Source organism: Undibacterium sp. Ji50W (assembly GCF_049340445.1).
Lineage (GTDB): Bacteria > Pseudomonadota > Gammaproteobacteria > Burkholderiales > Burkholderiaceae_D > Undibacterium.
This window is the reverse complement of sequence record NZ_JBMPOX010000001.1, coordinates 126,063-138,413: the sequence shown is the minus strand read 5'-3', so window position 1 is coordinate 138,413 and position 12,351 is coordinate 126,063. Positions and strand designations below refer to the sequence as shown.

Sequence of the window (12,351 nt, the reverse complement as noted above, 5' to 3'; positions counted from 1 at the left end):
TTTGATTTCTCTGCTATCTCTGATTTATGCATGGGCCACAGCGGCAGGCAATGCAGGAATCGTGTTGTTGACGGGTTTGGCAGCCATGAGCGTTTTTGTGACGTTGTAGGCCATGACCAGCATGCCGCTCAGATACAGCAAACCACCCAGCATGCGTATCACATAGTAGGGATACGTTGCTTTCACGGTTTCGACAAAGGAATATGTCAGGGTGCCGTCTTCATTCACGGCACGCCACATCAGACCCTGCATCACACCGGCAATCCACATGGAAGCGATATACAGAACCACACCAATAGTCGCCACCCAGAAATGCACTTCGATCAGGCGTTTGCTATACATCTGGGTTTGGCCAAACAGGCGCGGAATCAGGTAATACAAACTGCCGATGGTGATGAAACCCACCCAGCCCAACGCACCAGAGTGCACGTGACCAATTGTCCAGTCCGTGTAGTGCGACAGTGCGTTCACGGTTTTGATCGCCATCATCGGGCCTTCAAATGTTGACATGCCGTAGAAGGACAAAGACACGATCAGGAAACGCAGGATAGGATCAGAGCGCAACTTGCTCCATGCTCCTGACAGTGTCATGATGCCGTTGACCATACCACCCCATGATGGAGCCAGCAAAATCAGCGAGAACAGCATACCAATGGATTGCGCCCAGTCAGGCAAGGCGGTGTAATGCAGATGATGCGGGCCCGCCCACATGTAAGTGAAAATCAGGGCCCAGAAGTGGACGATGGACAGACGATAAGAATAGACAGGACGTTCAATCTGTTTCGGGATGAAGTAATACATCATGCCCAGGAAGCCCGCAGTCAGGAAGAAACCCACCGCATTATGTCCGTACCACCATTGCACCATGGCATCCTGCACGCCCGAATAGGCAGAATAGGATTTCATGAAAGATACAGGTATGGCAGCACTGTTGACGATATGCAGTATGGCGACGGCGATGATGAAGGCACCGTAAAACCAGTTGGCCACATAAATGTGTTCTATCTTGCGCTTGACCAGGGTGCCAAAGAAGACCACGGCATAGGCTACCCAGACCACAGCAATCAGTATATCAATAGGCCATTCCAGTTCGGCATATTCCTTACCCTGGGTGTAACCCATGGGCAGGCTGATGGCTGCCGCAACGATGACCAGTTGCCAGCCCCAGAAAGTGAATTCAGCCAGTCCGTCAGAAAACAGGCGCACATTCGAGGTACGCTGAACGACATAGTATGAGGTTGCAAACAAGGCGCAACCGCCAAAGGCAAAAATCACGGCATTCGTGTGCAAGGGACGCAAACGTCCGTAGCTGAGCCATGGTATTCCCCCGAGAAATTCTGGCCAGGCAAGCTGAGTTGCAATCACCACGCCCACGAGCATGCCGACTATTCCCCATACCACTGCCATGACAGAAAATTGCCGTACAACCCGATAGTTGTATGTGTTTTCTTTAGTTATCGTCATGATCTCACTCTGTTATAAAAATACACTGCAAGAATAACAATCGCACTACCCGGTTACATTGATTCAAATCAAAAGTTGCCGGATTCAAAGACAATTGCATGCGAAAGGCAACATCTGAAAGCATAGGTAACAATTGAATAAAACACAAAAAAAAAGACACCCGAAGGTGTCTTTTTTTATACGCGTGAAAAATACTACGCAATACGTCTATCCATGATGTTATTGCGTCGTAGCAGGTGCAGGTGCCGTCAAAGCTGCCTTGTTCACTGTCACTTTGGCTTTTTGCTTCAGGACATCAATATACGAATACAGATTTTGCTGTGCCAGCACATTCGCCTGCTGCTGCGCTTCTGCAGTACGGCGTGCCTGGTCAGGCGTACCAGCGCTGACCTTGGAGATACGGAACACGATATAACCGTTATCGCCCAGGCTGGTACCGACAAACGCCGGCAGCTTGCTGGTATCCGCACGCATCAGATCAACGAAGGCAACATCTGGAATATCCTGATTTTTCAGACGCGACACCACTTTCGATTCAGTGAATCCGGCGGTAGAATCAGCCGCCTTCAAGGCCGCCAGTTTTGCCTTACCTTCTTTTTCAGCCAGTACAGCCGCTTCTTTGTGAGTGACGACGGCGACGATGGAAGCCTTGACTTCCTCAAACGGACGCCTGGACGCCGCTTTGTATTCCACGATGCGACCCGCTATCAAGGTATTTGGTGCCACTTCCACGGCTTCCGTGTTGTGCTTTTTCTTGACTACGTCGTCAGCAAAAAGCGCTTTCAAAAACTTGGCGTTATTGGTTTCCACGGTAGCCGGCACCCCTGGCTTGCTCTGACGCGTCAGGCCACTCGCGGTTTCTATTTTCAGCTTCAGCTTTTCTGCCACTGGTTTCAGGCTGTCAGGCTGTTCATAGACCAGATTACCAAAGGAATCGGCAGCTTCTTTATAGGCGTTGACTGCCTTCTGCTTTTTGATGTCCGCCGTAATTTGTGGCTTGACTTCATCCAGTGTCTTGATCATTGCTGGTTTAATGCCTGTCACCATGATGATGTGGTAACCGAAATCGGTCAGCACAGGCTCACTGATTTCACCCTGCTTCAGTTTGAATGCCGTTTCATCAAACTGTTTGACCATGGCACCATGCGCAAAAAAGTCCAGGTCACCACCTTTTTCGGCAGAACCAGGGTCCTGGGAATTTTCCTTGGCCAGCTTGGCAAAATCTTCCGGCTTTTTACGCAGTTGCGCCAGAATGCCGTCAATTTTTTCTTTCGCTTTGGCTTTGTCAGCACTGCTGCTGTCCTTGCCTGCGGCGATCAGGATATGGCTGGCACGACGCTGTTCATCTGTACCGTACAGCTTCTTGTTTTGCTCATAGTAAGACTGCACGTCAGCATCCGATACCGTTACCTGCGCTGCCAGTGCCTCGCTATTCAGGATCACGTACTCGGCATTGATCTGTTCAGGGATTTCATACTGAGCGGCATTCTTTTCATAGTAAGCCTTCAGCATGTCATCGGTGATTTTGACGCGAGATGCAAAGTCATCGGTTTTAAGCATCATGGCCTGCACTTCACGTTCCTGCTCATTGATGGCAGATAAACGGGCAGTTACAGTTTTAGGTACGAAAGCACTGCCCTGCACGGCGCTCAGCAATTGCTGCAAGGCCATATCCTGACGCAGGCGCTGCTCATACCCGGCTGGGCTCAAACCCTGTGCTGCCAGCAAGCTCTTGTAGCGATCAGTATCAAAAGTACCGTCTGCCTTGGTCAGGCCAGATTCCTTCAAGATTGTCTGCTGCAAGGTCGCATCAGAAATCATGAGCTTCTTGCGTACCACTTCGGCAGTCATGGCCTTGCGCGCAATTAACTCATCCAGGATGTTTTGCCTGGCTTCTGGCGTACTCAGCATTTTGGAATCAAACTGCGGGCCATACATCTGACGCAAGCGGTCCAACTGGTCGCGCGTAGCCTGATCCAGTTCCAACTGCGTAATGGATGTGCCGGCCACGGTAGCCACTGCAGTGTCGCCACCGCGCGAACGGGTATAACTTTCTATGCCGAAAAATGCAAAGGAAGGGAAAATAATCAGCAGCAAAAGAAATTGCATCAACCGCTGATGGGTACGAATATATTCAAACATGTTCAACCGATCACATGGCTAAGTATGACAAAACACTCACGAATACAAAAAAAGGCGAACTTTCGTTCGCCTTTTCGATTTTCTGGCGGAGCGGACGGGGCTCGAACCCGCGACCCCCGGCGTGACAGGCCGGTATTCTAACCAACTGAACTACCACTCCTTTTTTACTGCTTTATGTTTGCTGCGTGGTGGGCGCTGAGAGGCTCGAACTCCCGACCTAAGCCTTGTAAGGGCTCCGCTCTACCAACTGAGCTAAGCGCCCCACTCGTACAATCAAACACCGTAGCGCTAGTCACCGCGCCACGAAAGAGCATTAGTTTACCGCATCTTTCAATGCTTTGCCAGGTTTAAATTTAGGAACCTTGGCAGATTTGATCTTGATGGCTTCGCCAGTACGTGGATTACGGCCAATTCTGGCGGCACGTTTACCGACAGAAAAAGTACCAAAACCAACCAGGGTTACTGTACCGTTTTTCTTCAAGGTCGATTTCACTGCACCAATCAGGGCATCCAGCGCACGCGACGAAGCCGCTTTAGAGATATCCGCTGTTTTAGCAATATGATCGATCAACTCAGTCTTGTTCACTTATAGCCCCCTCACAAAAATTTGAATTTCGCAATGATGTCTTCGATTATTTTAATGCTCGCACATCCATCACCGCCAGCAGGAAATCTGCATCCGGTATTAGAGCAAGCCGCAAAGCCTTGTGTCAAGCGGTTTGCAAGCTTTCTGACCAAGTTTGACGAAATGTGATTTACTTATTTGTTTTTTCAGCTAACTGGCAGTAAAGCCACTGTGCAAAAAATCAGGTAGCTGAGTGTTTTTGCTATGCAGAAAAGCTACCTGCTGCTTCATCCTGATTTAGAATATGACAGACCTGAAAAACAAGACCCTGACATCAATGAGACCCGGAAGCGCATCTGCCGCCCATCCTTCATGCAAACAGCAAACTGCAACGGTATTCCTTGTTAGGCATATAGTATGGCTTTAAGTTATAGGCAAAAGCTCAGTCCCAGGCATGATATGCCAGCCAGCATGCAGACACTGACTGACATCGCCTGATCATCATTACACTCATCGACACTCACCTATATTCACATCAGACAATGAAGAATTTTGACGTAGCAATTGTTGGTAGCGGACTGGCCGGCCTGTCTGTCGCCCTGCATCTGGCACAGACACGTAAAGTCGCCATCATTTCCAAACGCGAATTACTCGACGGTGCCAGTAACTGGGCACAGGGTGGCATCGCAGCCGTACTGGATTCCCATGACAGCCATGAACAGCATATTTCCGACACGCTGATTGCAGGTGGTGGACTATGTGACGAAGGTGCCACCCGGTATATTATCGAACATGGCCGTGAAGCCATAGACTGGCTGATAGAGCAAGGCGTTCCATTCACACGCGATGAGGAAGCCGAACTCGGTTTCCACCTGACGCGCGAAGGCGGACACAGCCAGCGCCGCATCATACATGCAGCAGATGCCACTGGTCACGCGGTCCAGGTCACGCTGGAACAGAAGGTGCGCAACCATCCCAATATCAGTCTGTTTGAACATCACTATGCAATCGATGTCATCACCTCAGCCAAGCTGGGTGATACCTCCCCCACACCACACTGCCTGGGCCTGTATGTGCAAGATGTCAAAAGTGGCGAAGTACACACCTTCGCTGCCCAGCATACCGTGATGGCAACCGGTGGTGCCGGCAAGGTATACCTGTACACCACCAATCCCGACACCGCTACCGGCGATGGCATCGCCATGGCCTGGCGTGCTGGCTGCCGGGTTGGCAATATGGAATTCATACAGTTTCACCCTACCTGCCTCTACCACCCATTCGCCAAGTCATTCCTGATTACCGAAGCGGTGCGTGGTGAAGGCGGCATATTGAAATTGCCAGCCGAAGCCGGCACCTCAGCTGGCAAGCGTTTCATGACCAGTCACGATCAACGCATGGAACTGGCACCACGCGATGTAGTCGCCCGTGCCATCGACTTTGAAATGAAAAAACGCGGCCTGGACTATGTAGAACTCGACATCAGCCACCAACCGCCTGAATTTCTCAAGGAACACTTCCCGACCATTTACGCGCGCTGCCTGGAACTCGGTATAGACATCACCAGACAGGCGATACCGGTGGTGCCAGCTGTGCATTTCACCTGTGGTGGCGTGGTCACTGATACCGATGGCCGCACTGATTTGCCTGGCCTGTATGCGGTAGGTGAAACAGCCTACACCGGCCTGCATGGCGCGAATCGTCTGGCCAGCAATTCTTTGCTGGAATGCCTGGTGGTTGGCCGTGCTGCCGCCAAGCACATAGAATCACAAGAACGTGCCAGCGTGATTGCCCTGCCCGACTGGGATGAAAGCCGTGTATCCGATGCAGATGAAGAAGTCGTCATCGCCAATAACTGGGATGAGCTACGCCGCTTCATGTGGAATTATGTCGGCATCGTACGCACCACCAAACGCCTGGAACGCGCCAAGCATCGCATACGTTTATTGAAGGAAGAGATAGACGAATATTATGCCAACTTCCGCATCTCGAATAATTTGCTGGAACTGCGCAACCTGGTGGAAGTCGCCTCGCTGATCGTCAATAGCGCCCTGTCACGCCGCGAAAGCCGTGGCCTGCATTTCAGCCGCGACTATCCTGACACCCTGCCCAAGGCCTTGCCTACGGTACTCTCGCCCAAGCGCAAAAAATAAATACCACCCGCACTCGCCATCAAGTTGCCTGCATCCGCATCTTGATGGCCGCTCCCCTGCAATTTATTCCTGCCTCAGAACCAGTTTACGATCTTACTGCGCGTGCGTGATCAGGGCTCATGCGCTCGCTACAGATGGCAAACACGTTCTCAGTCACCTGATTTTTTGTCGTACCAGCGGATAGTCGTTTGACAAATAAATTTATCACAGTGATACTGCCCGACGCCGCCTTTATTTCATGCGCCATAGCGCAAAAAAATGTAGTGCCGCCGCCAGATAATTTTTCACGCACAGATAAAAATTCGAATGATAAAACTGAATCAGGTACGCAAAACCTATAAACAGGGTGGGAATGAAATCCGGGCGCTGGATGGCATAGACCTGCATATCGCCACCGGTGAATTTGTCGCCATCATGGGGCCTTCTGGCTCAGGCAAATCCACCTTGCTGAACGTACTCGGTGCACTGGACAAACCCGACCATGGCAGCTACCTGCTCAACCAGGATGAGATCAGTGCCATGGATGACGATGCGGCTTCAGAAGTGCGGAACCGCAACATAGGTTTTGTGTTCCAGTCTTTTCATTTGTTGCCACGCCTGACCGTACTGGAAAATGTATTATTGCCACAACGCTATAGCAAATCACCCGATGCCCAGGCAGAATCCAGAGCGCGCCAGTTACTGGAACGCATAGGCCTGGGGCAGCGCATGGACCACAGACCCGGTGAATTATCCGGCGGCCAGTTGCAACGTGCGGCAATTGCCCGCGCCCTGCTGAACCAGCCAGCCTTGCTACTGGCAGATGAACCTACCGGCAACCTGGATTCCAAAAGTGCCGCTGATGTATTGAGCCTGCTGGGTGAACTTCACACAGGCGGGCAAACCCTGGTGCTGGTCACCCATGACCCGGCAGTGGCGGCAAAAGCGCAAAGAACCATCCACCTTGCCGATGGCCGTGTTGCAGAGGTGAGCGCATGAAGAATAATCCAACCATGACCGTGCGCAACCTGGCTGCATGCTGCCTGCCTGCGGCGATACTGATCGCCTGCCCCTTGTTCACCGATTCATCGCTGGCGCAGACCAAGGCACCGTCAGCGTCCTCGGCAACATCAACAGCCACAGCAAAAACCCGTCCCGTATTACTGACCGGTGAAGTCATCGCCAAAGATTCGCAAGCCATCTTTGTACCGCCATCCAACTCTTCTCCTGTGGTCTTGCGCAATTTCGTGGCAGAAGGCAGCAAGGTCAAAAAAGGCGATTTGCTGTTGCGTATAGAAACACCCAACAGTTCCAACATCGAACAACTGATCATAGGCATAGACCAGACACGCGCAAAAACCGAAGCTGAAGTCGCCAAACTGGAAGTGACTGCACTGGAAGCCGAGAAAAACCTGGTCACTGCCAAAGCCGCACTGGCCAAGGCGCTGGTCGATGCGGCGCTGCCAAAATTACAGATTACAGCACTGGATTTCGATAAATACCAGGCAGAAAAAGAACGTGCCGAACGCGATTTGAAAGTCAAGCAACTGGCCTTTGACGATGGCGCAGCCGCCGTCAGCAGAAGAAAATCTGACGGCGATCTGGAACTGCAAAAACAGCAGGTCAACGTGGCTTACCTGAAAGCACAACTGGCGCGTTCGGAAGTACTGGCCAGCCAGGACGGCATCGTCGTACATGGCTACAGTGTCTGGCGTGGCGAAAGGCTGGAAGAAGGTTCCAGCGCGTTTCCGGGCAATATCGCCGGTGAGGTCATGGGGTCGGGACATATGGAAGTCAAGGCCTGGGCGCTGGAAGCCGACAGAATCTATCTGGCCGAAGGTCAGCCTGTGCAACTGACATTCGATGCCCTGCCCGGTGTGACCATCCAGACCACCATCACCACTATCTCGCATGCGCCGGAAGAACATACGCGCTGGGGTTATGGACGTTATTTTCGGGTAGATATCAAATTACCGGCGCAACTGGGGAATTATGTCCTGGCCCCCGGCATGAGCGTACTGGTAGAACCTTTACAGGCAGCGAAAAAATCTGCCACGCCATTACTGCCAGTAGCCAGGACAGCGAAAAGCGAAACCGCCAATGAAATCACCATAGAGGGTGACATACAGTCACGCGTGGTCACCCCGATCGGGCCGCCTTCCATTCCCTACATCTGGCAATATACCCTGGCGCAAATGGCACCTGAAGGCAGTCTGGTCAAAGCAGGTGACGTGCTGGTGATGTTCCAGGCATCCGAGGTACCGACGCAACTGGCCAGCCAGAAAAGCCAGTTGAATGAAAAACAAAGGGCCATGGAAAAACTCAAGCTGGAACACGCTGAAGCAGAAAAAGCTGCCGACCTGGCCGTCGCCGAAGCACAAAGCAATGCTGAAAAAGCCGCCAGAAAAGCCACCATGCCGAAAGAGCTGATACGTCGCATTGACTACGACAAACTGGTGATAGAAAAATCCCTGAATGCCGATCTGGCAAGCTTGTCAGTCAAATTGCGCGCCACCCAGATTCGCGCCCGCAAGGCAGAAAAAATCGGACTGGAAGCAGAAATCGCCCAGTTGCAAGGCAAGATAGATGTGCTGCTGAAAGGTCAGAAGAACCTCACCGTGGTCGCCCAAAAACCCGGCATGATGATTTACAAAACCAATTTCAGCGATGACAAATTCACTGTCGGTAGCCAGGTCTGGGTGGGTATATCGGTAGCCAGTATTGCTGATCCGGATAAATTATTTGTCTCGGCCAAAGTACCAGAAGCACAATCCAATGCGATACGGGTGGGGCAAACAGCACGCATCAATATCCCCGGCGCAAACTTGACCCTGCCTGCCCGCGTCACTGGTTTAAGCACGGTCTTCCACAGCAAATCCACCACCCAGCCTATCATCGTGCGCGATGTGGAACTGGAGTTTGAACACGCACCCAAAGGCTTGAAACCTGGTGCCGCCGTGCAGGCGACTCTCTCAGTTGCTGGCTCAACTGCTGGCACCAACCCGGCCATCAAACCTGCTGTGGAGAAAAAATGATGCGCGCAAAAATAATCTCTTGCCTGGCGCTCACCCTGATGACATGTGCCGCCTGCAGCAACCAGCCAGAATCAGCGCCAGTGGCCACTGAAAATTTTGCCCCGCGCAACTGGAAAGAAAGCATCGTCGTCGATGGCGAAATCATTGCCGCCAACAAGACGCCGCTGACCGTACCAGGCGAAGGCTGGGATAGCAGGACATTGATAGAAATGCTGCCCGAAGGCAGCCTGGTCAAAAAAGGCGAAGTCATCGCCCGTTTTGATGCCCCCAGATCACGCATGGAACTGTCGCAGGCCGAGCTGGAATTGTTGCGCAAGGCCCTGGCCGAAGAAAACATACAGGCAAGCGATGCCAGCAGCCGCTCCAGCCTGTCCGCTGACAGTGCCAAGGTACAAAACGACCTGAGTCTGAGTGAACGCTATGCGAACGCTGACCTGGCTATTTTTTCACGCAACAAAATACTGGATGATCTGCAAGACGCAGGTTTCCTGAAAACCAAGCGTGGTTACCTGAACTGGAAAACCAGCCAGGTACAGGCGCGCAGCGCCGCCGAACAGGCAGTACTGGGCTCGCAAAAAGAAAGCGTCACCCTGAATGCCAACCAGCATCGAAAAAATCTGAGTGCACTGGATTTGCTGGCTCCCCATGATGGTGTATTTTTATTGCAGGCTGGCTGGGACGGCAGTAAACCACAGATCGGTGCCAGCAAGCGCCCGCGGGAAGAATTTGGTTCCCTGCCCGACCTCGAACAACTGGTCGCCAATTTCAATATCGAAGAAGGCCGCACTTTTGGCCTGAAACTTGGCCTGCCTGTGAAAGTACGCCTGGCCGGCAGCGGCAAGGAAATTGAACTCAGCATCACCAAGGTAGGCAATAGTGCCAGCGTCATGTCGCGTGAATCCCCGGTGAAATTCATCAACTTCGAAGCTGCATTCAAAAAAGAACAGGCGCAAGCGCTGGGGCTAAAACCCGGCCAGGCACTGATAGGCACCGTCAGTCTGATCAACCAGGCCAATGCCATGACCCTGCCGAATATCGCACTGGTCCAGGACGGCCCCAATTTTACCGCCTATGTCAAGGAGGGTGATCAGGTCAAAAAACAGGCCGTGACGCTGGGCTTGCGTGGCCCGGCCCGTAGCGAAATCAAGACTGGCATCAGCAACGGTGCACAAGTGGTTTTGCTGCCTGAGACCAAAGCAAAAGACAAAGACAAAACCAAAGAAACAGCCAAGGAAAAGAATTCATGAACCGTGCCCTGATCCTTGAAGCAGTCAACGAACTGCAAAGACGCAAATTACGTACCGGCCTGACTTTGCTGGGCATGATATTCGGCGTCGCCGCCATCGTTGCCATGCTGGCGGTGGGCGAAGGTAGCCGCCGTGAAGCATTACGCCTGGTGGCCGAACTGGGGCTGGATAATGTCATCGTCGAAAGCAAGCAAATCGATGACAAACGCCTCAAAGAAATCCGTACCCGTTCGCTGGGCCTGTCCGCCGCCGATGCCGACGCTGCCCTGTCTGTCGTGCCTGGTGCCAAAGCGGTGGCACTCAAGAAAGAAATCAAGGTGGACCAGCTTGCCAGCGGCAGCCTGGTGGTCACGGCACGCGCTTTTGCGGTATCCAACAGTTACGCCGAACTCGGCGGCCTGCAAGTCGGCCAGGGACGCTGGCTGAATGAGGATGACGATGCCAGCCTGGCACCGGTATGCGTGCTGGGGCCGCGTCTGGCACATAAATTATTTGGTGACAGCAATCCCATAGGCGAGCGTATCAAACTCAATCATGCCTGGCTGGAAGTGGTGGGTGTGCTGGCCGACCGTGCACTCAGCAAGACCGAATTTGAAGGCGTGAAACTGGGCCTGGATGATGAACGCCTGTTCATGCCCTGGCAAACCGGACGTGCCCGTTTTCACTTCACCATGCTGGAAGATGAAGTCGACGGTATCAGCCTGCGTCTGGATGGCAAAACACCACCCGATATCGCCGCCCGCGTCCTGCAAAACCTGATAGAACAAAGACATGCCGGCACCGATGACACCAACCTCATCGTGCCTATGGGCCTGTACCGCCAGAATCAGCAAACCCAACGTATCTTCACCATCGTCATGAGTTCCATCGCTGCTGTTTCCCTGCTGGTAGGCGGCATAGGCATCATGAACATCATGCTGGCGAATGTGCTGGAACGCCGCCGTGAAATCGGCCTCAAGCGCGCCCTGGGCGCACGCCGACGCGATGTGATTGAACAGTTTCTGGCAGAAGCCCTGGTGATTGCCTTTAGCGGTGCCATCCTGGGGGTGATACTGGGGGCCATTGCCGCCTACAGCATTGCCGCGCTGGCGGGCTGGTCAGTCGCCTGGTCACCAGTCAGCCTGATCGTGGCGGTCAGTCTGTGTATCGCCGTGGGGCTGGGCTTTGGTGTATTCCCGGCGCGACAGGCTGCTGCGCTGGACCCGATTGCTGCTTTACGGACGGATGGTTGATGCGGGATAATCGGGTGCTGACTGATTTGTTCAGCCCTGATTACTTCAACAATACCGACAACAACTTTTTCGCACACATCATCATGGCAAGAACCATCAATGGCATAGGCACGACTTTCTACGGAAAATGCAAATTTAACGCAGATGACTCCTTCATCACCACCAAGTGGGTGGTATTGGTCTTTATTCCAATTGTTCCATTGGCCAGCTATCGCTTCATTGAAGAAAGCAGTTCCAGTTTCGAAGTAGTCGATGCAGATATTCCTCTGGAGATCATGCAAGTGCTGCGAACCTGGCTGTTTGTCGCACTACTGGTCTTCGGACTTAATCTGGCTGAAAAACAAAAAATGAGCGGTGCCGGCCTGTTTTTGCTATTCGGTATGATTTGCGCCATTCCCTTTGTGATGCGCTGGTTTGCAAAGCGGAATGTTGACATATAAAGATACGCTGATGTTGAGAACAGCGACAACAACTGTTCCCATCAAAATCGCAGGTCTTTGCAAATATTGAGTTAATGCCTGATGCTCAATAAATACG

Annotated in this window: 9 protein-coding genes and 2 tRNA genes; 6 read left to right on the top strand and 5 right to left on the bottom strand. The window is 52.4% G+C overall.

Annotated features, from left to right (window positions below; all coding sequences use genetic code 11):
• Nucleotides 1-24: 24 nt before the first annotated feature.
• The 5 genes from ccoN to ACO0K9_RS00660 all read right to left on the bottom strand — a co-directional run bounded on the left by ccoN (nucleotide 25) and on the right by ACO0K9_RS00660 (nucleotide 4,192).
• Nucleotides 25-1,464: a cytochrome-c oxidase, cbb3-type subunit I gene (gene ccoN / locus ACO0K9_RS00680; RefSeq protein WP_422980748.1), complete on the bottom strand. Its 1,440-nt coding sequence runs from the start codon at nucleotides 1,462-1,464 to the stop codon at nucleotides 25-27.
• Between the two features lie 219 nt (nucleotides 1,465-1,683).
• Nucleotides 1,684-3,606, bottom strand: coding sequence for a SurA N-terminal domain-containing protein (locus ACO0K9_RS00675; protein WP_422980747.1), 1,923 nt, complete (start codon nucleotides 3,604-3,606; stop codon nucleotides 1,684-1,686).
• 83 nt (nucleotides 3,607-3,689) lie between these two features.
• A tRNA-Asp gene (locus ACO0K9_RS00670) sits at nucleotides 3,690-3,766 on the bottom strand.
• A gap of 26 nt (nucleotides 3,767-3,792) precedes the next feature.
• Nucleotides 3,793-3,868: transfer RNA gene (locus ACO0K9_RS00665), tRNA-Val, on the bottom strand.
• A gap of 51 nt (nucleotides 3,869-3,919) precedes the next feature.
• The gene (locus tag ACO0K9_RS00660) at nucleotides 3,920-4,192 is read right to left on the bottom strand and encodes an HU family DNA-binding protein (RefSeq protein ID WP_422980746.1); all 273 of its coding nucleotides are present in this window, start codon (nucleotides 4,190-4,192) and stop codon (nucleotides 3,920-3,922) included.
• 521 nt (nucleotides 4,193-4,713) lie between these two features.
• On the opposite strand from ACO0K9_RS00660, the gene nadB reads away from it, so the two are divergent.
• The 6 genes from nadB to ACO0K9_RS00630 all read left to right on the top strand — a co-directional run bounded on the left by nadB (nucleotide 4,714) and on the right by ACO0K9_RS00630 (nucleotide 12,254).
• A complete protein-coding gene (gene nadB, locus ACO0K9_RS00655; RefSeq protein ID WP_422980745.1) occupies nucleotides 4,714-6,321 on the top strand; it encodes an L-aspartate oxidase in 1,608 nt (535 codons plus the stop codon).
• A 306-nt stretch (nucleotides 6,322-6,627) separates the two neighbouring features.
• Nucleotides 6,628-7,299, top strand: coding sequence for an ABC transporter ATP-binding protein (locus ACO0K9_RS00650; RefSeq protein WP_422980744.1), 672 nt, complete (start codon nucleotides 6,628-6,630; stop codon nucleotides 7,297-7,299).
• On the top strand, nucleotides 7,296-9,335 hold the full coding sequence (locus ACO0K9_RS00645) for an HlyD family efflux transporter periplasmic adaptor subunit (protein WP_422980743.1): 2,040 nt from the start codon (nucleotides 7,296-7,298) through the stop codon (nucleotides 9,333-9,335). The genes ACO0K9_RS00650 and ACO0K9_RS00645 overlap by 4 nt, the downstream gene beginning before the upstream one ends.
• Complete coding sequence (locus tag ACO0K9_RS00640) at nucleotides 9,335-10,582, top strand: efflux RND transporter periplasmic adaptor subunit (protein WP_422980742.1); 1,248 nt, start codon at nucleotides 9,335-9,337, stop codon at nucleotides 10,580-10,582. Before ACO0K9_RS00645 ends, ACO0K9_RS00640 begins: the two co-directional genes overlap by 1 nt.
• Nucleotides 10,579-11,814 carry an ABC transporter permease gene (locus tag ACO0K9_RS00635; protein WP_422980741.1) on the top strand — a complete coding sequence of 412 codons (1,236 nt, stop codon included), beginning with the start codon at nucleotides 10,579-10,581 and terminating at the stop codon, nucleotides 11,812-11,814. The genes ACO0K9_RS00640 and ACO0K9_RS00635 overlap by 4 nt, the downstream gene beginning before the upstream one ends.
• Nucleotides 11,814-12,254, top strand: coding sequence for a hypothetical protein (locus ACO0K9_RS00630; RefSeq protein WP_422980740.1), 441 nt, complete (start codon nucleotides 11,814-11,816; stop codon nucleotides 12,252-12,254). The genes ACO0K9_RS00635 and ACO0K9_RS00630 overlap by 1 nt, the downstream gene beginning before the upstream one ends.
• The last annotated feature ends 97 nt before the right edge of the window (nucleotides 12,255-12,351 follow it).

What these genes read in the sequence shown, in the direction of transcription:
- ACO0K9_RS00675 (WP_422980747.1), bottom strand. Translation starts at nt 3,606, where the DNA reads ATGTTTGAATATATTCGTACCCATCAGCGGTTGATGCAATTTCTTTTG.
- ACO0K9_RS00630 (WP_422980740.1), top strand. Translation starts at nt 11,814, where the DNA reads ATGCGGGATAATCGGGTGCTGACTGATTTGTTCAGCCCTGATTACTTC.
- ACO0K9_RS00645 (WP_422980743.1), top strand. Translation starts at nt 7,296, where the DNA reads ATGAAGAATAATCCAACCATGACCGTGCGCAACCTGGCTGCATGCTGC.
- ccoN (WP_422980748.1), bottom strand. Translation starts at nt 1,464, where the DNA reads ATGACGATAACTAAAGAAAACACATACAACTATCGGGTTGTACGGCAA.
- ACO0K9_RS00650 (WP_422980744.1), top strand. Translation starts at nt 6,628, where the DNA reads ATGATAAAACTGAATCAGGTACGCAAAACCTATAAACAGGGTGGGAAT.
- nadB (WP_422980745.1), top strand. Translation starts at nt 4,714, where the DNA reads ATGAAGAATTTTGACGTAGCAATTGTTGGTAGCGGACTGGCCGGCCTG.
- ACO0K9_RS00635 (WP_422980741.1), top strand. Translation starts at nt 10,579, where the DNA reads ATGAACCGTGCCCTGATCCTTGAAGCAGTCAACGAACTGCAAAGACGC.
- ACO0K9_RS00640 (WP_422980742.1), top strand. Translation starts at nt 9,335, where the DNA reads ATGCGCGCAAAAATAATCTCTTGCCTGGCGCTCACCCTGATGACATGT.